At 75.7% G+C, this 22904-nt stretch carries 1 protein-coding gene; it reads right to left on the bottom strand.

Annotation, left to right across the window (positions count from 1 at the left end; translation table 11 throughout):
- Positions 1–24: 24 nt before the first annotated feature.
- Positions 25–22593 (bottom strand): type I polyketide synthase, encoded by a 22569-nt coding sequence (locus tag A4R25_RS02320; RefSeq protein WP_064445424.1) that lies wholly within the window; start codon positions 22591–22593, stop codon positions 25–27.
- Between the last annotated feature and the right edge of the window lie 311 nt (positions 22594–22904).

Genomic DNA, 22904 nt, shown 5'->3' with positions numbered 1-22904 from the left:
TGAGCTCCGTACTGGGGACAACGGTCAGGAATCGGTTCCGTCAAGCGCCAGCCTGACGAGGGCGTCGGTGTCGAGGTCGTCGAGGTCCAGGTCCTCGTCGGTGGACTCGTCACCGTCGTCGCCGTCGGTGTCGGCGAGGTTGAGCAGCAGGTCCAGCAGCCCGGCCTCACGGAGGCGGGCCAGCGGGATCGCCGCGAGCGTCTGCCGGACGGCCGCCTCCGCCGGGTCGCCGTCGTCCGCCTGCGCCGCCTCGGGCAGCAGACCGTCGAGCAGGTTCTCGGCGAGCACGGCCGGGTTCGGGTAGTCGAAGACGAGGGTCGCGGGCAGCGACAGGCCGGTGACGCCGGTCAGTCGGTTGCGCAGCTCGACCGCCGTCAGCGAGTCGAATCCGAGCTCCTTGAACGCCCGCTGCGGCTTGACCCGGTCCGTTCCCGCGTGGCCGAGCACGGCCGAGGCGTGGGTGCGGACCAGGTCGACCAGGTGCCGGACCCGCTCGGGGCGGGGCAGGGTGAGCAGGTGCTCCCGCAGGGCGTCGGCGGCACCGCCGGGCTGCTGCTCCACGGCGTGGGCGTGCAGCGCCTCCCGGGCCTCGGCGATGTCGTCGAGCAGCGGCCGGGGGCGGGCCGAGGCGTACGCCGGGGCGAAGACCGCCCAGTCGACGTCCACCACGGTCAGCGCCGCCCTGGGCAGGCCGGCGGCGTACCGCATGGCGTGCACGGCGTCGGCCGGCGCCATGGCGGTCAGGCCGCGCCGGGCCAGCATCTGCTGGGCTTCGCCGGTGGCCATGCCGCCGTCGGCCCACGGTCCCCAGGCCACGGACGTCGCCGCCAGGCCCCGGCCGCGCCGCTGCTCGGCGAGCGCGTCGAGGAAGGCGTTGCCGGCGGCGTACGCGGACTGCCCGCCGCTGCCCCACACCCCGGCGATGGAGGAGAAGAGCACGAACGCGTCCAGCGGCCGGTCGCCGAGCAGGGCGTCCAGGTGCAGCGCGCCGGCCACCTTGCCGTCGAGCACGCCCGCGAACGCGGCCAGGTCGGTGTCGGCGATCAGCCCGGACTCGCCGGCGCCCGCCGCGTGCACCACGGCCGTCAGCGGCGCCGGATCCTCGTCGAGGCGGGCCAGCAGCTCCGCCACCTGGTCGCGCTCGGCGACGTCGCAGGCGACGACCGACGCCCGTACGCCCTGGGCGGTCAGCTCCTCGCGCAGCTCCACGGCCCCCGGGGCGTCCCCGCCGCGGCGGCTGGTCAGCACGACGTGCTCCGCCCCGTTGGCCGCCGCCCAGCGGGCCACGTGCGCGCCCAGCGCGCCCGTGCCGCCGGTGACGAGCACGGCGCCGGACGGCCGCCACCGCTGCGCCGTGTCGGGGGCGGCGGGCGCCGAGCGGACCAGGCGACGGACGAACACCCCGGAGGGGCGTACGGCAAGCTGGTCCTCGTCGCCGGCGCCGGTCACCACCCGCGCCAGCCGGTCCCAGGCCGTCGCGTCGGCCTGCTCGGGCAGATCCACCAGCCCGCCCCACAGGTGGGGGTGTTCCAGGCCCGCCACGAGCCCCAGGCCCCAGAGCCCGCTCTGGACGGCAGCGTGCACGGTGTCCCCGTCGCCGGTGCTGACCGCGCCCTGCGTCAGGCACCACAGCCGGGTCGTCGCCCCGGTGTCGTGCAGCGCCTGGAGCAGCAGCAGCGTGGCGGCCGTCCCGACCGGCACGGCCGGGTGGGCGGGGTGCGGCTGATCGCGGAGGCCGAGCAGGGAGAGCACGCCGGTGACGGGACCGTCGGCCAGCGCGTCGCCCAGCCGCCGGGCGAGGCCCGCCCGGTCGGTGCCGGCCGGGTCGACGGTGAGCCGGACCACGTCGGCGCCGACCTCGGCGAGGGCCTTGGTGACCGCCTCCGCCCGGGTGCCGTCCGCCAGGTCGTCCTGGGCCGTCACGAGCAGCCACGAGCCGGGCCGCGCCGGGCCGGCGGTGATGTCGGCGCGCTTCCATCCGACGCGGTACGACCATGCGTCCAGGACGGCCCGCTGCGTGCGCGCCCGGTGCCAGGTCGACAGGACCGGCAGGGCCGGGGTGAGGGCGTCCAGGGCGGCGCCGTCGTCGCCGAACTGGGCGGCGAGGGCGCTCAGGTCGCCGCGTTCGACGGCCTTCCAGAAGTCGGCGTCGCCGCCGTCGGTCGCCGTCTGCCGCGGCCGGTTCGCCGGCTCGGGCCAGTACCGCTCCCGCTGGAAGGCGTACGTGGGCAGGTCCACCCGCCGCGCGCCGGTCTCGGCGAACCACTGTGCCCAGGTCACCGGCATCCCATGCACGTGCAACTCCGCCAGCGCGTGCAGCAACGCCTGCACCTCCGGACGGTCCCGGCGCTGCACAGCCACCGCCAGCACGGCCTCGTCATCAGGCAGCACGTCGGCGGTCATCGCGGTCAGGACGCTCTGCGGGCCGACCTCCAGGAACGTGTCCACCCCGGCAGCCCGCAGAGCGGCGATCCCGTCGGCGAAGCGCACCGCCTCGCGCACGTGCCGCACCCAATACTCCGGCGTACGGATCTCATCGCCGGCCAGGGCCCCGGTCACGTTCGACACGACCGGCAACAACGGCGCGGCGAACTCCAACCCGTCGAGAACGGCCCGGAAATCAGCGAGCATCGGCTCCATCAACGGACTGTGGAACGCGTGGCTCACCGCGAGCCGACGGGTACGCACCCCCCGATCCCGCCAAACCCGCTCCACCTCATCCAACGCGTCAACGGCACCCGACACCACCACAGCGGCAGGCCCGTTAACCGCCGCGATACCAACCCTGCCGGTCAGCCCCGCGAGAGACTCCGCCACCGCAGCCTCGTCGGCCGCCACGGCCAGCATCCCGCCACCGGTCGGCAGCGCCTGCATCAACCGGCCCCGCGCCGCCACCAACTGACACGCATCCGCCAGGGACAACACGCCCGCGACATGCGCCGCGGTCACCTCACCGATCGAATGACCAGCCACCACATCGGGAACGATCCCGAACGACTCCACCAGACGGAACAACGCCACCTCGACCGCGAACAACCCGGCCTGCGTGAACACCGTCTGATCCAGCAACTCCGCCTCGGCGGACCCCGACGACGCGAACAGCACCTCCCGCAACGGACGCGGCAACAACGGATCCAGGTGCCCACACACCTCGTCCAACGCGACGGCGAACACCGGGAACAGGGCCGACAACTCCCGACCCATCCCCGCACGCTGCGCACCCTGACCCGAGAACAACAGCGCCAACTGGCCGCGCGCGGCGGCAGAACCGGTCACGACGGCCCCCGACGGCTCGCCGGCCGCCACTGCCGCGAGACCCGCCAGCAGCTCGTCCCGGCTCGCCCCGGACACCACCGCCCGGTGCTCCAACGCCGACCGCGACGCCACCGACGACCAGGCCACATCCACGCCGCGTGGGGCCTCGTCCACGGCGAGCCACCGCGCCCACCGGCCCGCCTGGCCGGCGAGTGCCGCGGCGTCGCGGGCCGACAGCAGCACCGGCACCACCGGCACCTCGCGGACGACGACCTCCCCCTCAACCACCTCGGCGGGCGGCTGCTCGATGATCACGTGCGCGTTCGTGCCGGAAATCCCGAACGACGACACCCCCGCCCGACGCGGCCGACCCACCCGCGGCCACGGCACCGCCTCGGTCGCCAGAGCGACCGCCCCGGCCGTCCAATCGACGTGCGGGGACGCCTCGTCCACATGCAGCGTCGCCGGGACGACGCCGTGCCGCATCGCCAACACCATCTTGATCACACCAGCCACACCCGCAGCCGCCTGCGCATGCCCGATGTTCGACTTCACCGACCCGAGCAGCAGCGGCCGATCCTGCGGACGCTCCTGCCCGTACGTCGCCAGCAGAGCCTGCGCCTCGATCGGGTCACCCAGCGTCGTACCCGTACCGTGCGCCTCCACCACATCCACCTCGGCGGTGGTGAGCCGCGCGTTCGCCAACGCCTGCCGGATCACCCGCTGCTGCGACGGACCGTTCGGCGCCGTCAGCCCGTTCGACGCACCGTCCTGGTTCACGGCGCTGCCCCGCACCACCGCCAGGATCCGCCGGCCCTCCCGCTGCGCGTCGGAGAGCCGTTGCACGAGCAGCACACCCACACCCTCGGACCAGCCCGTGCCGTCGGCCGACGCCGCGAACGACCTGCACCGGCCGTCGGCCGACAGGCCACGCTGTCGCGAGAACTCCACGAACGTGCCGGGCGTGGCCATCACCGTCACACCACCGGCGAGCGCCAGATCACACTCACCCGACCGCAACGCCTGCACCGCGAGGTGCAGCGCGACCAGCGACGACGAGCACGCCGTGTCGACAGTGACCGCCGGGCCTTCGAGGCCGAAGGTGTACGCGACCCGGCCGGACAGCACGCTGCCCGAGTTGCCGGTGCCGATGTAGCCCTCGACCTCGGGCGTCTCCATCAGGCGCGTCGAGTAGTCGTGGTAGATGACGCCCGCGAAGACACCGGTCCGGCTGCCCCGCAGGCCGGACGGGTCCAGGCCCGCCGACTCGAACGTCTCCCAGGACGCCTCCAGCAGCAGCCGGTGCTGCGGGTCCATGGCGAGGGCCTCGCGCGGCGAGACACCGAAGAAGCCGGGGTCGAACTCCGCCGCGCCGTACAGGAAACCGCCGTGGCGGGTGTACGAGGTGCCGGCGTGGTCGGGGTCCGGGTCGTACAGCGTCTCCAGGTCCCAGCCCCGGTCGGCCGGGAACTCCCCGATGCCCTCCCCACCGGTGCTGACCAGCTTCCACAGCTCGTCGGGAGACTCCACTCCGCCGGGGTAGCGGCAGGCCATGCCGACGATCGCGATCGCCTCGTCGGCGTCGCCGGTCGCCGCCTCGTCGGTCGTGACGGTGCCGGGCCGGGTGCCGGCGAGTTCCGCGTACACGTGGGCCGCCAGGACCTGCGGGGACGGGTGGTCGAACACCAGGGTCGAGGTGAGGCGCAGGCCGGTCGCGCCGTTCACCCGGTTGCGCAGCTCGACGGCGGTCAGCGAGTCGAAGCCCAGGTCCTTGAACGCCCGGTCGGCCGGCACCGCCTCGGCGCCGCCGTGCCCGAGGACCTGCGCGACCAGGCCCCGGATCAGCTGGTCGACCTGCGCGAGGCCGTCCTCTGCGCTGAGGCCGGTGAGGCGGTCGGCCCAGCCGCCGGGGGCGCCCTGGCCGGCGCGGCGGCGGGTCGTCGCCACGTCGACCAGGTTGCGCAGCATCGGCGGTACGACCGCGCCGGCTGCTGCCGCCCGCAGCGCGGGTACGTCGATCGCGGCCGGCACCAGCGCCGCCCGCTGTGCCCCCACGGCGGCGTCGAAGAGTTCCAGGCCGGTGCGGGCGTTCATCGGTCGGAGTCCGGCGCGTGCCGTACGGGCCCGGTCGTTGCCGCCGATCGAGGCGGCCATGCCTGCGGTGTCCCACATGCCCCAGGCGAGGCTGACCGCCGGCAACCCGAGCTGCCGCCGCCACACCGCCAACCCGTCCAGGAACGCGTTACCCGCCGCGTACGCCGACTGACCCGGCGAACCCAGCACACCCGCCACCGACGAGAACACCACGAACAAGTCGAGACCCAGCGACGCCGTCGCCTCGTGCAACAACCAACCCGCCGACACCTTCGGCGCCAACACCCTTGCCAGACGCTCCTCGGTGACCCGCTCGATCACCCCGTCATCCAGGACACCAGCGGTATGCACCACACCCGCCAGCCGACCCCCGGCAACGACCTCCGCCACCAGTGCGCCGACCTGCTCCCGGTCGGTCACGTCACAGGCCACCACCCGCACCGACGCACCCAGCGCCGACAACCGCTCCGACAACTCACCCGCACCCGCAGCCGCCGGACCACGACGCGACACCAGCACCAGCGACCGCACACCATGCGCCGACACCAGATGCTCCGCCACCAACGCCCCGAGCGCACCCGTACCACCGGTCACCAGCACCGCACCGCCACCCACAACCGGCGTCTCCACCAACGCCGCAGCGACCGCACGCACCAGACGCGGCACGAACACCGCGCCCGCACGCACCGCGACCTGACCGCCCGCCGGGTCCGCGGCGAAGCGGGCCAGGACGCCCAGCGTGCCGGGGTTGATCGCGTCGTCGACGTCGGCCAGGACGATGCGACCGGGGTGCTCGGACTGCGCGGAGCGCAGCAGGCCCCACACGGCCGCGGCGGCCAGGTCGCTCACCCGGTCCCCGTCGCGGACGGCCAGCGCGCCCCGGGTCACCACCACGAGCTTCGAGTCGGCCAGCGCGTCGACGGCCAGCCACTCCTGCACCAGGCCCAGCACGTCGGCGGTGACAGTGCGTACGGCCTCCGCCGGGTCGCCGTCGTCGGCGGGCGACGCGGCCGGCGTGAAGAGCAGCAGGCGCGGCGGGGCGATGCCGGCGTCGATGGCGGCGCGCAGCTGCCGGATCGTCTCGGCGGAGGGGCCACCGGGGACGCCCGGCAGGGCCGGCCCGCCCAGCACCGCCCAGCCCGACGCGTCGTCGACCGGGTCGGCCTCCTCGGCCTGCCAGGCCACCTCGAACAGGGAGCGCGACGCCGCGTTCGGGGCGGCCACCCCGGTCAGCTCCCGCAGGACGAGGGAGTCCACCGACACCACCGGCGCGCCCGCCTCGTCGCGGGCGGTCAGCCGCACCGCGGAGCCGTTGCGGGTCAACCGCACCCGCAGCAGCCTCGCGCCGGAGGCGTGCACCTGTACGCCCTCGAAGGCGAAGGGCACACGCGGCCCGCCCGTCTCCTCGGCGCCGGGCAGCAGCCCGATCGGGTGCAGGGCGGCGTCCAGCAGCGCCGGGTGCACGCCGAAGCGAGCCGCCTCCGCCGCCGCGTCGTCCGGCAGGACCACCTCGGCGAAGACGTCGTCCTCGCCGGTCCACACCCGGCGCAGCCCCTGGAACGCCGGCCCGTACGACAGGCCGTGTTCGAGGAGCGCCGGGTACCAGCCGGTCAGGTCCACCTCGGTGGCGCCGACGGGCGGCCAGGCGGTCGGCTGCGGTTCGTCGGCCGTGGCCGGTTCCAGCACGCCCTCCGCGTGCCGGGTCCAGCCCGCCTCGGGGTCGTCGTCGGGGCGGGAGTAGACGGCGACGGGACGCTGCGGCGACTCCGACGCGGACACCCGCACCTGGATCCGTACGGCGCCGGACTCGGGGAGCACCAGCGGCACGAGCACCGTCAGGTCCCGCAGCCGCGGCAGGTCCGCCTCGTCGCCGGCGCGGACGGCAAGCTCCACGAGGGCCGTGCCCGGGACCAGCGGCACGCCGGAGACGACGTGGTCGGCCAGCCAGGGGTGGGTGGTCGGGGAGATCCGGCCGGTCAGCACGATCTCGTCGTCGCCGGCCAGGTCCACGGCCGCGCCGAGCAGACCGTGCTCGGCAACGCCGAGGCCGGCGCCGCTGACGTCGCCGGCGCGCAGCCGGCCCACGGCCGGCCAGAAGCGCTGCCGCTGGAACGGGTACGTCGGCAGGTCGACCGGGCGGGTTCCGGCCGGCAGGAGGGCGGTCCAGGTGACCGGCGTGCCGTGCGCGTACAGCTCCGCAAGCGCGTGGACCAGCGACGCCGGCTCCGGTCGGCCGGGGCGCAGGGTCGCCACGACCGCCGCCGCGTCGTCGTCCGGCAGGCAGGCGCCCACCATGCCGGCGAGCACCGCGTCGGGGCCCAGTTCGAGGAAGGTACGGACGTTGCGCTCGCGCAGGCTCGCGACCCCGTCGGCGAAGCGGACGGTCTCGCGTACGTGGCGGACCCAGTAGTCGGGGGTGCCGATCTCGTCGGGGTCGGCGACCTGCCCGGTCAGGTTCGACACGATCGGCAGGACGGGCCAGTGGAACGTCAGCCCGTCGAGCGTCTGCCGGAACTCGGCCAGCATCGGCTCCATGAGCGGGCTGTGGAACGCGTGGCTGACGGTGAGCCGGCGCGTACGCACACCCCGGTCCTTCCAGGCCCGCTCCACCTCGTCGAGGGCCTCGGCGGCGCCGGAGACCACCACGGCGGTGGGCCCGTTGACGGCGGCGACGCCGACCCGGTCGGCGAACGGGACGATCGACTCGGCCACCGCGGCCTCGTCGGCGGCCACGGCGAGCATGCCACCGCCCGCCGGCAGGGCCTGCATGAGCCTGCCCCGCGCGGCGACCAGCGCACACGCGTCAGCCAGGGAGAGCACGCCCGCCACATGCGCCGCCGCGATCTCGCCGATGGAGTGCCCGGCCACCAGGTCCGGCACCACACCGAACGACTCCACCAGGCGGAACAACGCCACCTCGACCGCGAACAACCCCGCCTGGGTGAACACCGTCTGATCCAGCAACTCCGCCCCGGGCGTGCCCTCCGACGCGAACAGCACCTCCCGCAACGGACGCGGCAACAACGGATCCAGGTGACCACACACCTCGTCCAACGCGGCGGCGAACACCGGGAACGCCCCGTACAACCCGCGACCCATACCGGCGCGCTGCGCGCCCTGGCCGGAGAAGAGGACGGCGGTGCGGCCGCTGCGGGCGATCCCCCGCACGACGGCGGCCGAGGGCTCGTCGTCGGCCAGCGCACCGAGGGCGGCGAGCAGCCCGGCGCGGTCGGCGGGCAGCAGCACGGCGCGGTGCTCGAAGGCGCTGCGGGCGGTGGCGAGGGCCCGGCCCACGTCGGCGATGGTCAGGTCCGGCTCGCCGTCGACCAGGGTCCGCAGCCGGCGCGCCTGCTCGTGCAGGGCGGCGGCGTCGCGGGCCGACAGGACGCAGGCGACGAGGTCGCCCGGGACGCCCGTGGCGGGGGCGGCCTGCGCCGGGGCGGGCTCGGGGGCCTGCTCGACGATGGTGTGCGCGTTGGTGCCGCTGATGCCGAACGACGACACCGCCGCGCGGCGGGGCCGGTCGACGGCGGGCCACGGCCGGGCCTCGGTGAGCAGCGCGACCGACCCGGCCGTCCAGTCGATGTGCGGGGACGGCTTCTCGGCGTGCAGGGTCGGCGGCAACACGCCGTGCCGCATCGCCAGCACCATCTTGATCACACCGGCGACGCCGGCCGCCGCCTGGGCGTGGCCGATGTTCGACTTGACCGACCCCAGCCACAGCGGACGGTCCTGCGGTCGGCCCTGCCCGTACGTGGCCAGCAGCGCCTGCGCCTCGATCGGGTCGCCGAGGGCGGTGCCGGTGCCGTGCGCCTCGACGGCGTCCACATCGGTGGTGGCGAGCCGGGCGTTGGCGAGCGCCTGCCGGATCACCCGCTGCTGTGCGGGGCCGTTCGGCGCGGTCAGACCGCTGCTGGCGCCGTCCTGGTTGACGGCGCTGCCCCGGACGACGGCGAGCACGCGGTGACCGTTGCGCTGCGCGTCGGAGAGGCGCTCCAGCAGGAGCATGCCGACGCCCTCGGCGAAACCGGTGCCGTCGGCGCCGGCGCCGAACGCCTTGCACCGCCCGTCGGGCGACAGGCCGCGCTGCCGGGAGAACTCGGTGAGCATGCCGGGGGTGGACATGACGCTCACCCCGCCGGCGAGGGCGAGGCGGCACTCGTCCTGCCGCAGCGCCTGGGTGGCCAGGTGCAGCGCCACCAGCGACGACGAGCAGGCGGTGTCGACGGTGACGGCAGGGCCCTCCAGGCCGAACAGGTACGAGATGCGGCCGGAGGCGACGCTGCCGGCGCTGCCGTTGCCGACGTGGCCGTCCAGTTCGTCGGTGCCGCCGGCGGCCTGGGAGGCGTAGTCGTGGTAGATCAGGCCGACGTAGACGCCGGTGCTGCTGCCCCGCGCCGAGTGGGGGTCGATCCCGGCCCGCTCGAAGGCCTCCCAGGAGGTCTCCAGCAGCAGCCGCTGCTGTGGGTCCATCGCCAGGGCCTCGCGGGGCGAGATCCCGAAGAAGGCGGCGTCGAACTGGGCGGCGTCGTGGAGGAAGCCACCCTGCCGTGGTACGGCGTCCGGGTCCTGGCCGCCGGCGCGCAGGTCGTCGAGGTTCCAGCCCCGGTCGGTGGGGAAGGGCGAGATGACGTCGGCGCCGGCGGTGACCACGTCCCAGAGCTGCTCGGGGGTCTGCACGTCGCCGGGGAACCGGCAGGCCATGCCGATGATGGCGATCGGTTCGTCGAGGGCGGCGGCGGTGCCGACCGCGGCGGGCCGGTCCACGACTGCCGCGCCGCCGAGCTCCCGGTCCAGGAACTCGGCGAGCACCACCGGGCTCGGGTAGTCGAACGCCACGGTGGCGGGCAGCCGCAGGCCGGTGGCGGCGGAGAGCCGGTTGCGCAGCTCCACCGAGGTGAGCGAGTCGAAGCCCAGCTCCTTGAAGGCGCGCTGGGCGTCGACGGTCTCCGCCGAGCGGTGCCCGAGCACTGCCGCCACGCCGGCGGCCACCAGGTCGAGCAGGTGGGAGCGCCGCTCCGCCGGGCCGAGCGTCGCCAGCCGGTCGCGTACGGAGGCGGTGTCCGCGAGGCCGCGACCCACCGCGCGCCGGGCCGGGCCTCCCGCACGGACCACGTCCCGCAGCAGGCTGGGCACGTTCTGGCCGGTCGCCCGCGACGCCGGCGGCAGGTTCATGAGGACGAGGTGCGCCGCACCGCGTTGTCGCGCCAGCTCGTACAGCGCCACGCCCTGCCGGTCGGTCAACGGGGCGCTGGTGGCGCGGATCGCCTTGCGGTGCTCGTTGCCGCCCAGGTGAGCGGTCATGGCGCTGCTGGTCGCCCACAGCCCCCAGGCGAGGCTGGTGGCGGGCAGCCCCTGCTCACGCCGGTGCCGGGCGAGGGCGTCGAGGAACGCGTTCGCCGCCGCGTAGTTGCCCTGCCCCGGCGAACCGAGAGTGGCCGCCACCGACGAGAACAGCACGAACGCCGACAGGTCCAGGTGCGCGGTCGCCTCGTGCAACGCCCACCCGGCGTCCACCTTCGGCGCCAGCACCGTACGCAGGGCGGACTCGTCCAGCGAACCGATGGTCGCGTCGGCGATCACCCCGGCGGTGTGCACCACGGCGGTCAGTGGGTGCGCCGGGTCCACCAGTTCCAGCAGCCGGGTCACCTGCACGGGGTCGGTCACGTCGGCGGTGCCGGCGGTGACCCGGGCGCCCGCGCGGGTCAGCTCGTCGACCAGCTCCCGGTAGTGCTCGGGGCCACGGCGGGAGGCCAGCAGCAGGTGCCGGGCCTGGCCGGTGGCGACGAGGTGCCGGGCGAACACGCCGGCGAGGGCGCCGCCGGCGCCGGTGACGAGCACGGTGCCGTCCGGGTCGGCGGGGGCGGGCACCCGCAGGACGACCTTGCCGATGTGCCGGGCCTGGCTGATGTGGCGCAGCGCCTGCCGGGCCTGGCGCACGTCCCACGCCCGTAGCGGCAGCGGGCGCAGCGCGCCGCGTGCGAACAGGTCGAGCAGCTCGGTGAGCATCTCCCCGATGCGCCGGTGCCCGGCCTCGTTGAGGTCGAACGCGCGGTAGGTGACGCCCGGGTGGTCGGCGGCGACGGCCTCCGGGTCGCGTACGTCGGCCTTGCCCATCTCCACGAACCGGCCACCGCGCGGCAGCAGCCGCAGCGACGCGTCCACGAACTCACCGGCGAGGGCGTCGAGCACCACGTCGACGCCGGCACCTCCGGTGGCCGCGCCGAAGGTCTGCTCGAACTCGGTGGTCCGCGACGACGCGATCCGCTCCTCGGCCACCCCGAGTTCCCGCAGCACGCCCCACTTGCCGGGGCTGGCGGTGGCGTGGACCGTCGCGCCCCAGTGCCGGGCGAGCTGGATGGCGGCCATGCCGACGCCACCGGCGCCGTTGTGGATCAGCACCGACTCGCCGGACCGCAGCCCGGCGAGGTCCCGCAGCGCGTAGTACGCCGTCAGGAACACCACCGGCACGGAGGCGGCCTGCGCGAACGACCAGCCGGCGGGGATCTTCGCCACGAGGTCGCGGGTGGCGATCACCTCGGGGGCGAAGGCCGGCTCGAACATGCCGAGCACGCGGTCGCCGGGGGCCAGGTCGGTCACGCCGGGGCCGACCTCGACCACGACGCCCGCGCCCTCGCTGCCCATCACGGCCGCCGGATCCGGGTACATGCCCAGGCCGATCAGCACGTCGCGGAAGTTCACGCCGGCCGCGCGCACCGCGATGCGCACCTGGCCCGTGTCCAGGGCGGCGGTGGCGGCGGGCACCATGCCGACGCCGTCGAGGGTGCCGGGGCTGACCGCCCCGACCCGCCACAGTCCGTCCGGCGGGACGAGTTCGTCGGCGGCCTGGCCGGCGGGCCGGCCCAGGCGGGGCGTGCGCACCTCGTTGCCGCGTACGGCCACCTGGCCGCCGGTCGGCGAGGGGTTCTCGGCGACGGCGGCGAGCACGGCGAGGGTGGCCGGGGTGAGGTCCCCGTCGACGTCGGCGAGGACGATCCGCCCCGGGTGCTCGGACTGGGCCGAGCGCAGCAGACCCCAGACCGCCGCGCCGGGCAGGTCCCGCACCGCGTCCGCCGGGGTGGCGGCCACCGCCGCCCGGGTCAGCACGACGAGCGTGGTGTCGGCCAGCGCCTCACTGTCCAGCCAGGAGTGCAGCACGGCCAGGACGCGGGCGGTGGCCGTACGGACTTCGTCGGGCAGGTCGCCGTCCGGGGTGCCGGCGGGCACGGGGACCACGAGCGCGCGGGGCGCCTCGACCGTACCGGCCGAGACCGCCGCGGTCAGCTCGCCGACGGTCGGGAACACCGGCGTGACGAGGTCCGCCGGGGCGGGTCCGTCGCCGAGCAGCACCCAGCCGGAGACGTCCCGCGCCGGGGTGGCCGTCTCGGCCTGCCACGTCACCTCGAACATCGACCGCTCCGCGGCCTCCGCACCGGTGGCGTCGGTCATCTCCCGCAGGGCGAGCGACTCGACCGACACCACGGGCACGCCGGACTCGTCCCCGGCCACCAGCCGCACGCGCGAGCCCGCCCGGGTCAGCCGCACCCGCAGCGTCCGGGCGCCGGAGGCGTGCACCTGCACGCCCTCGAACGCGAACGGCACACGCGGTCCGCCGGAGCGCTCGGCCAGCAGCAGCCCGACGGGGTGCAGGGCGGCGTCCAGCAGCGCCGGGTGCACGGCGAAGGCGTCGGCGTCGCCGGCCGCCTCGTCCGGCAGGGTCACCTCGGCGTACGCCTCGTCGCCGGCGGTCCACAGCCGCCGCAGGCCCCGGAACGCCGGTCCGTAGGCCAGGCCGCGCTCCGCGAGCGCCGGGTACCAGCCGGCGAGGTCCACCTCGGTGCCTCCGGCCGGCGGCCAGGAGCCCAGCGCCGGCTCGTCGGTGGCCTGCTCCAGCAGACCGTCGGCGTGCCGCGTCCAGGGGTCCTCGGGGTCGCCGTCGGGCTGCGAGTGCACCGCCACGCTCCGGGTTCCGGAGCCGTCGGCAGCGCCGACGCGCACCTGCACGCGGATCGCGCCCGGGTTCGGCAGCACCAGCGGCGCGGCGACGGTCAGTTCCCGCACCCGGGAGGCGCCGACCTCGTCGCCGGCGCGCACCGCGAGCTCGACGAGGGCCGTGCCCGGCAGCACCACGGCGCCGCCGACCACGTGGTCGGCGAGCCACGGGTGCGTGGACGCCGACAGCCGGCCGGTCAGCACGACCTCGTCGTCGCCGGCGAGGCGCACCGCCGCGCCGAGCAGCCCGTGCCCGGCCGCGCCCAGCCCCGCGCCCGACACGTCGCCGGTGGCGGAGCGGTCGAGCACCGGCCAGAACCGGTCCCGCTGGAAGGCGTACGTGGGCAGGTCGACAGGGGTGGCGCCGGAGCCGGCGAAGACGCGCGACCAGTCGACGGGCACGCCGGCGACGTGCAGCTCGCCGAGGTTGGCCAGTAGCTGACGCGGCCCGTGCCCGTCGCGGCGCAGCGAGCCCACCACCACGCCGCCGTCGGCCTTCCGGTCGAGCGCGTCCTGCACGGCGATCTTGAGTACGGGGTGCGGGCTGACCTCGACGAACGTCCGGAAGCCCCGCTCGATCAGCTGGTCCACGACCGGCGCGAGCCGGACCGGCTCCCGCAGGTTGCGGTACCAGTAGTCGGCGTCGAGCCCGGCGGTGTCGATCGGCTCGCCGGTGACTGTGGAGTGGAAGGGCACGGTGCTGGAGCGGGGGTCCACGGTGCCGAACCGGGCGATCACCTCGTCGCGGATCGGGTCGACGTGGCCGCTGTGCGCCGCGAAGTCGACGGCGATCTGCCGGGCGCGGACGTCGCGCTCGGCACAGTGCGCGAGCAGTTCGGCGACCGACGCCGAGTCGCCGGCGACCACTGTCACGGCGGCGCCGTTGAGGGCGGCGACGGAGAGGCTGCCCCGCCACGGCGCGATGAGCCGCTCGGTGTCGGCGGCCGGGAGCGGCACGGAGACCATGCCGCCGCGACCCGCGATCGACAGCAGGCCGTGGCTGCGCGCCACGACGAGCCGCGCGGCTTCGGCGAGGGTCAACGCGCCGGCGACGCAGGCCGCGGCGAGTTCCCCCTGCGAATGCCCGATGACGGCGGCCGGTTCGACGCCGCACGCGCGCCAGAGATGCGCGAGGGACACCATGACGGAGAAGAGCGCGGGCTGGACCACGTCCACCCGGTCCAGGGGCGGCGCGCCGGGCGCCTGCCGCAGCACGTCCCCCAGGTTCCAGTCGACCAGCCGGGACAGCTCCTCGGCGCACTCGTCCATCCGCTGCCGGAAGACCGGCGAGGTCTCCATCAGGTCCAGCGCCATCGAAGTCCACTGGGAGCCCTGGCCGGGGAAGACGAAGACGACCTTCGACGCGGCGTCCGCGCCCGCCGGGGAGGTGTCGCCGTCGGCGAGGGCGGCCAGCCGGGCGAGCGCGTCGTCCCGGCCGGTGGCCACGACGACCGCGCGGTACGGGTGGTGCGCCCGCTGGGTGGCCAGGGAGAAGCCGAGGTCCCGCGGGTCGAGGTCGGCGTCGCCGGCGAGCCGTTCGCCGAGGCGGGCAGCCTGTGCCCGGAGCGCGCGGGGGCTTCTGCCGGAGACCGGCAGGGGTACGGCGGCGGGCCCGACCAGGCCGGGAACGTGCCCCGCCGGCACGGGCGTCGGGGCCGGCTCGCCGGGTGCCTGCTCGATGACGGTGTGCGCGTTGGTGCCGCTGATGCCGAACGACGACACGGCGGCCCGGCGGGGCCGGTCGACGGCGGGCCACGGCCGGGCCTCGGTGAGCAGGGCGACGGCTCCGGCACTCCAGTCGACGTGGGGCGAGGGCTCGTCCACGTGCAGGGTCGGCGGCAGCACGCCGTGCCGCATCGCCAGCACCATCTTGATCACGCCGGCCACCCCGGCCGCTGCCTGGGAGTGGCCGATGTTCGACTTGATCGAGCCGAGCCAGAGCGGCTCGCCGGCGGCACGGTCCTGGCCGTAGGTGGCCAGGACCGCCTGCGCCTCGATCGGGTCGCCGAGGACGGTGCCGGTGCCGTGCGCCTCGACCGCGTCCACGTCGGCCGGGGCGAGCCGCGCGTTCTCCAGGGCCTGGCGGATGACCCGCTGCTGCGACGGGCCGTTCGGCGCGGTCAGCCCGTTGGACGCGCCGTCCTGGTTCACGGCGGAGCCGCGCAGCACGGCGAGCACCCGGTGCCCGTTGCGCCGGGCGTCGGAGAGGCGCTCCACGAGCAGCATGCCGACGCCCTCGGACCAGCCGGTGCCGTCCGCGCCGGCGGCGAACGCCTTGCACCGCCCGTCCGGGGCGAGGCCGCCCTGCCGGGAGAACTCGGAGAACATGCCGGGCTGCGCCATCAGCGCCACCCCGCCGGCCAGGGCCATGTCGCACTCGCCGCCGCGCAGCGCCTGGGCGGCGAGGTGCAGCGCCACCAGCGACGAGGAGCAGGCGGTGTCGACGGTGACCGCCGGGCCTTCGAGGCCGAACATGTAGGCGACCCGCCCGGAGGCGACGCTGCCCGCCGTGCCGGTCAGCAGGTGCCCCTCGAGGCCGTCCAGGTCGTCGCGTCCGCTGGTGGCGTAGCCGGATGAGGCGGCGCCGACGAAGACGCCGGTGGCGGTGCCGCTGAGGGTGGCGGGGTCGATGCGGGCGTACTCGAAGCTCTCCCAGGCGGTCTCCAGCAGCAGCCGCTGCTGCGGGTCCATGGCGAGGGCCTCACGGGGGCTGATGTTGAAGAAGCCGGCGTCGAAGTCGGCCGCGTCGTAGAGGAAGCCGCCCTGGTGGGTGACGGTGCCGCCGGCCTGGTCGCCGTCCGTGCCGTACAGCCGGTCGAGGTCCCAGCCGCGGTCCGCCGGGAACTCGCCGATGGCGTCGGCCCCGGAGGTGACGAGCTGCCACAGCTGCTCGGGGGTGGCGACGCCGCCGGGGTAGCGGCAGGCCATGCCGATGATGGCGATCGGCTCGTCGGCGTCGGCGGTGACGACCGTACGGACGGTGGCGCCGGCTCCCGTGGCCGGGCCGAGCTGCGCGAACAGGTGCTCGGCCAGCCGGGCCGGGGTGGGATGGTCGAAGGCCAGCGTGGCGGTCAGCCGCAGCCCGGTGGCCGCACCGAGGCGGTTGCGCAGTTCCACCGAGGTCAGCGAGTCGAAGCCCAGGTCCTTGAAGGCGCGGGCGGCGGGGACCGCCTGTGCCGAGGCGTGCCCCAGCACCGTGGCGGCCTGGCCGCAGACCAGGTCGACGAGCGCCCGCCGGGCGTCCGCCTCGGACAGGCCGTCGAGCCGCTCCCGCCACGACGCCCCGGCACTCGGCCGATCGGTGGCGGTGCGGCGCCGGCCGCCGCCGCGCAGCAGGTGCCGCATCAGCGGCGGTACGCCGCTCGCCTCGCCGGTGACGTGGAGGCGGGCCGCGACGAGCACCGGCCGGGCCGCCGGCAGGGCGGCGTCGAAGAGTTCGACGCCCTCGGCCGGGGAGAGCCGGCTCATCCCGACGCGCCGCAGCCGCTGCTGGTCGTCGCCGTCGAGGTGGGCGGTCATCGTGCTGTCGGTGGCCCACATGCCCCAGGCGAGGCTGGTGGCGGGCAGCCCCTGCTCACGCCGGTGCCGGGCGAGGGCGTCGAGGAACGCGTTCGCCGCCGCGTAGTTGCCCTGCCCCGGCGAGCCGAGGGTGGCCGCCACCGACGAGAACAGCACGAACGCCGACAGGTCCAGGTGCGCGGTCGCCTCGTGCAACGCCCACCCGGCGTCCACCTTCGGCGCCAGCACCGTACGCAGGGCGGACTCGTCCAGCGAACCGATGGTCGCGTCGGCGATCACCCCGGCGGTGTGCACCACGGCGGTCAGCGGGTACGCCGGGTCGATCCCGGCGACCAGCTCGGTGACCTGCGCGGGGTCGCTGACGTCGACGGCCACGGCGGTGACGTCGGCGCCCGCGTCGGTCAGTTCCCGGACCAGGGTGGCGTACGCGTCGTCCCGGCCGGGTGCGCGGCGGGAGGCCAGCAGCAGGCGGCGGGCCTGGCCGGTGGCGACGAGGTGCCGCGCGAGTACGCCGGCCAGGGTTCCGGCCGCGCCGGTGAGCAGCACGGTGCCGTCGGGGTCGGCGGGCGCGGGGATGCGCAGCACCACCTTGCCGACGTGGCGGGCCTGGCTGACGTGCCGCAGCGCCTGCCGGGCCTGACGCACGTCCCACACCCGTACGGGCAGCGGACGCAGCGCGCCCCGCGCGAAGAGGTCGAGGATCTCGGTGAGCATCTCGCCGATGCGGGTGCTGCCCGCCTCGTTCAGGTCGAACGCGCGGTACGCCACGCCCGGGTGGTCGGCGGCGACCGCCTCCGGGTCGCGTACGTCGGCCTTGCCCATCTCCACGAACCGGCCACCGCGCGGCAGCAGCCGCAGCGACGCGTCCACGAACTCACCGGCCAACGCGTCGAGCACCACGTCCACCCCGGCACCGCCGGTGGCCGCGCCGAAGACCTGCTCGAACTCGGTGGTCCGCGACGACGCGATCCGCTCCCCGGCCACCCCCAGGCCCCGCAGCACACCCCACTTGCCGGGGCTCGCCGTCGCGTGGACGGTGGCGCCGAGGTGGTGGGCGAGCTGGATGGCGGCCATCCCGACGCCACCGGCGCCGTTGTGGATCAGCACCGACTCGCCGGACCGCAGCCCGGCGAGGTCCCGCAGCGCGTAGTACGCCGTCAGGAAGACCAGGGGGACGGACGCCGCCTGGGTGAAGGACCAGCCGGCGGGAATCTTGGCGATGCGCCGGCGATGGGCGACGGCCTGCGGGCTGAACCCGAGTTCGAACATGCCCATCACCCGGTCGCCGGGCGCCAGGTCGGTCACGCCGGGGCCGACCTGGACCACGACGCCCGCGCCCTCGCTGCCCATCACGGCCGCCGGATCCGGGTACATGCCCAGGCCGATCAGCACGTCGCGGAAGTTCACGCCGGCCGCGCGCACGGCGATGCGCACCTGGCCCTCGCCCAGCTCCGCGGGCGTGGCCGGCACCGGCGCGATCCCGTCCAGGGTGCCGCCGGTGACGGGGGCGAGGTGCCACGGGCCGGGCGGCGGGGTCAGTTCGTCGCCCACCGGCCGCGCCAGCCTCGGCACGAGGGTGCGCTCGCCGCGCACCGCGAGCTGGCCGCCGGAGACCGACGGGTCGACGGCGGCCCCGGCCAGCACGGCGAGGGTCGCGGGGGTCAGTTCGCCCTCGACGTCGGCGACGACGATCCGCCCCGGGTGCTCCGACTGCGCCGAGCGCAGCAGGCCCCAGACGGCGGCGGCGGCGAGGTCGGTGACCTGGTCGTCGTCCCCGCTGGCCACCGCGCCCCGGGTCACCACCACGAGCTTCGTGTCGGCCAGCGGCTCGGCGGCGAGCCAGGACCGCAGCACGTCCAGCACACCGCTGGTGGCCGCCCGCACGGCCTCCGGCACGGGGACGCCGGGATCGCCGGCGGGCACCGTCAGCAGCACCTGCCGGGCCGTGGCCCCGTCCGCCGCCAGGGTCGCCACGTCCGCGAAGACCGGCACCTCCGGCAGCGCGTCCGGTGCCGGCCGGCCCAGCACCGCCCACCCCGGAAGGTCGTCGACGCTCTCGATCTGCTCGGCCTGCCAGGTCACCTCGTACAGCGACCGGGCGGCAGCGCCCCGGGTCGCCGTCGCGGTCATCTCCCGCAGCACCAGCGAGTCCACCGAGACCACCGGCGCGCCCGAGCCGTCGCAGGCGACCAGCCGCACCCCGGAGCCGTCCCGGGTCAGCCGCACCCGCAGCGTCCGGGCGCCCGAGGCGTGCACCTGCACGCCCTCGAACGCGAACGGCACGCGCGGCCCGCCCGTGGCCTCGGCCTCGAGCAGCAGCGCCACCGGGTGCAGCGCGGCGTCCAGCAGCGCCGGGTGCACCCCGAACGCGCTCGCCTCGCCGGCCGCCCCGTCCGGCAGCGTCACCTCGGCGTACGCCCCACCGTCGGCCGTCCAGGCCCGCCGTACGCCCTGGAACACCGGCCCGTACGACAGGCCGTGCTCGGCCAGCGCCGGATACCAGCCGGTCAGGTCCACCTCGGTCGCGCCCGCCGGCGGCCACTCGCCGAGCCCCGGCTCGTCGGCCGACACCGGTTCGAGCAGGCCGTCGGCGTGCCGCACCCAGTCGGTGTCGTCGTCCTCCTCGGGCTGGGAGTACACGGACACCGTCCGGACGGCGGCGTCGTCGGCAGCGCCGACGCGCACCTGCACGCGTACCGCCCCGGAGTCGGGCAGCACCAGCGGCGCCGCCACGGTCAGCTCCCGTACCCGCGACGCGCCCACCTCGTCGCCGGCGCGGACCGCCAGCTCCACCAGGGCGGTGCCCGGCACCACCACGTTGCCGCCGACCACGTGGTCGGCCAGCCACGGGTGCGTCGACGTCGACAGCCGGCCGGTCAGCACCACCTCGTCGTCGCCGGCGAGCCGCACCGCCGCGCCGAGCAGCGGGTGCCCCGCGACGCCGAGGCCGGCGCCCGACACGTCGCCGACCCGCCACGGCAGCACCTCGGGCCAGAACCGCTCCCGCTGGAAGGCGTACGTGGGCAGGTCCACCCGGGCGGCGCCGGTGTCGGCGAACCACTCCCGCCAGGACACCGGCAACCCGTGCACGTGCAGCTCGGCGAGGGCGTGCAGCAGCGCCTGCGCCTCGGGCCGGTCCCGGCGCTGGGCTGCGACGGCGAGCACGTCGTCGTCGGGCAGCACGTCGGTCGTCATCGCGGTCAGTACGCTCTGCGGGCCGACCTCCAGGAAGGTGTCGACCCCGGCGGCGCGCAGCGCGGCGAACCCGTCGGCGTAGCGGACCGCCTCGCGGACGTGCCGTACCCAGTAGTCGGCGGTGCGGATCTCGTCGGCGTCGGCGAGCGCACCGGTCAGGTTCGACACGATCGGCAGCGTGGGGGCGGCGAGGTCCAGCCGCTCGACGATGCCGCGGAAGCGCTCCAGCACCGGCTCCATCAGCGGGCTGTGGAACGCGTGACTGACGGCCAACCGGCGGGTACGCACACCCCGGTCGCGCCAGACGCGCTCCACCTCGTCGAGGGCGTCGACGGCGCCGGAGACCACGACGGAGGTCGGGCCGTTGACGGCCGCGACGCCGACCCGGTCGGTCAGCCCGGCGATCGACTCCGTCACGGCCGCCTCGTCGGCGGCCACGGCGAGCATGCCGCCGCCGTCGGGCAGCGACTGCATGAGCCGGCCCCGCGCCGCCACCAGCAGGCAGGCGTCCTGGAGGGACAGCACCCCGGCCACGTGCGCGGCGGCGATCTCACCGATCGAGTGCCCGCCCACGAAGTCCGGCACCACGCCGAACGACTCCACGAGGCGGAACAGCGCCACCTCGACGGCGAAGAGCCCGGCCTGGGTGAACGCGGTCTGGTCCAGCAGCTCCGCCTCGGCGGAGCCCTCCGGCGCGAACAGCACCTCCTTGAGCGGGCGCGGCAGCACCCGGTCGAGATGCCCGCACGCCTCGTCGAGGGCGGCGGCGAAGACGGGGAACTCGGCGTACAGCTCGCGGCCCATGCCGGCGCGCTGCGCGCCCTGGCCGGAGAAGAGCACCGCCAGCGGACCGCGGTCCCCGGCCTGGCCCGTGACCACGGTGCCCGACGGCGCGCCCGCCGCCAGGGACTCCAGGCCCGCCAGCAGGCCCCCACGGTCCCCGGCGACCACCACCGCACGCCGGTCGAGCGTCGAGCGGGACACCACCGACGACCAGGCCACATCGAGCGGGCGCGGCTCCTCGTCGTCGCTGAGCCAACGGGCCAGCCGGTCCGCCTGCGCGGCGAGCGCGGCCGGCTGCGCGGCGGAGAGCAGCATGGGCACGACGGCGGGACGGCGGGACGGGGTGGCGTGGTCGCCGGCCGGGTCGGGGGCCGGCGCCTGCTCCAGGATCAGGTGGGCGTTCGTGCCGCTCATGCCGAAGGACGACACGCCCGCCCTGCGGACGTGCTCGCCGCCGGCCCACGGGCGCGCCTCGTCGAGCAGGGCCACGGCGCCGGTCGACCAGTCGACGTGCGGTGAGGGCCGGTCCACGTGCAGGGTGGGCGGCAGCACGCCGTGCCGCATCGCCATCACCATCTTGATGACGCCGCCGGCGCCGGCCGCGGCCTGCGGGTGGCCGATGTTCGACTTCAGCGAGCCCAGCCACAGCGGGCGGTCGGCGGTGCGGCCCTGCCCGTACGTGGCCAGCAGCGCCTGCGCCTCGATCGGGTCGCCGAGCCGGGTGCCCGTGCCGTGCGCCTCGACGGCGTCCACGTCGGACGGACTGAGCCGGGCGTTCTCCAGCGCCTGCCGGATCACCCGCTGCTGCGCGGGGCCGTTGGGGGCGGTCAGCCCACTGCTGGCGCCGTCCTGGTTGACGGCGCTGCCCCGGATCACCGCCAGGACGGGGTGCCCGTTGCGCCGGGCGTCGGAGAGCTTCTCGACGAGCAACATGGCGACGCCCTCGGACCAGCCGGTCCCGTCGGCGTCGGCGGAGAACGCCTTGCACCGCCCGTCGGAGGCGAGCCCCCGCTGGCGGGAGAACTCGACGAAGGCGCCCGGCGTGGCCAGCACGGTGACGCCGCCGGCCACGGCGAGGGAGCACTCACCGTCGCGCAGGGCCTGACCGGCGAGGTGCAGGGCGACCAGCGACGAGGAGCAGGCGGTGTCGATGGTGACGGCCGGCCCCTCCAGCCCGAAGGAGTACGCCAGCCGGCCGGACATGACGCTCGCGGCGGTGCCGGTGAGGACGTAGCCCTCCGTGCCCTCGGGCAGTTGCCGCAGCACGGACGTGTAGTCCTGCCCCGCGGTGCCGACGAACACCCCGGTACGGCTGCCCCGCACCGACGCGGCGTCGATGCCGGCCCGCTCGAAGACCTCCCAGGTCACCTCGAGCAGGAGGCGCTGCTGCGGGTCCATGGCCAGCGCCTCGCGCGGCGAGATCCCGAACAGGGTTGGGTCGAACAGACCCGCGTCGCGCAGGAAGCCACCCCGGTTGCTGTACGTGGTGCCGGGGTGGTCGGGGTCGGGGTCGTAGAGCCGGTCGAGGTCCCAGCCCCGGTCGTCGGGGAACGCGCCGGTGGCGTCCACCCCGCCGGCGACGACGTCCCAGAGGTCTTCAGGTGAGGCGACGCCACCGGGGAAACGGCAGGCCATGCCGACGATCGCGATCGGCTCGGCGTCCTCGTCCTCCAGCTCGGTCAGGCGCCGACGCGCCAGGCGGAGCTCGGAGGTCACCCACTTCAGGTGTTCGAGGAGCTTGTCTTCGTCCGCCATGACCCACCCGCCCAGAGCTTGCTATCGATCGGAATCTGCCGATTCGTTGACCACACCACCGCCGGCGGGCCGGCTTCGTGCACAGGTGGGTGCAGACGCGGCCGTTCGGCTCACGAAACCCACACCTGTTCCTGATTCCGGTCGTCGTGCCTGCTCAGGCGCCCGCCACGCCGGACAGTCCCGCCGACACACGCCCGCCACCGTGACTGGACGGTACTGAGCGCCCAACACCCGCCCAACCCCTAGAGAACCCCTGATCGACCGGCCCGCGGGCGGCGTCCCGGCAGGCTCCGGGAGCGGCGGTGACCAGC

The organism is Micromonospora sp. NBRC 110037 (assembly GCF_001652995.1).
Classification (GTDB): Bacteria; Actinomycetota; Actinomycetes; order Mycobacteriales; family Micromonosporaceae; genus Micromonospora; species Micromonospora chalcea.
The sequence above is the reverse complement of the archived record's forward strand: the minus strand, read 5'-3'. Positions and strand labels throughout refer to the sequence as shown.

Excerpts from the sequence above, each read along its gene's own strand:
- A4R25_RS02320 (WP_064445424.1), bottom strand. The coding sequence starts at position 22,593 with ATGGCGGACGAAGACAAGCTCCTCGAACACCTGAAGTGGGTGACCTCC.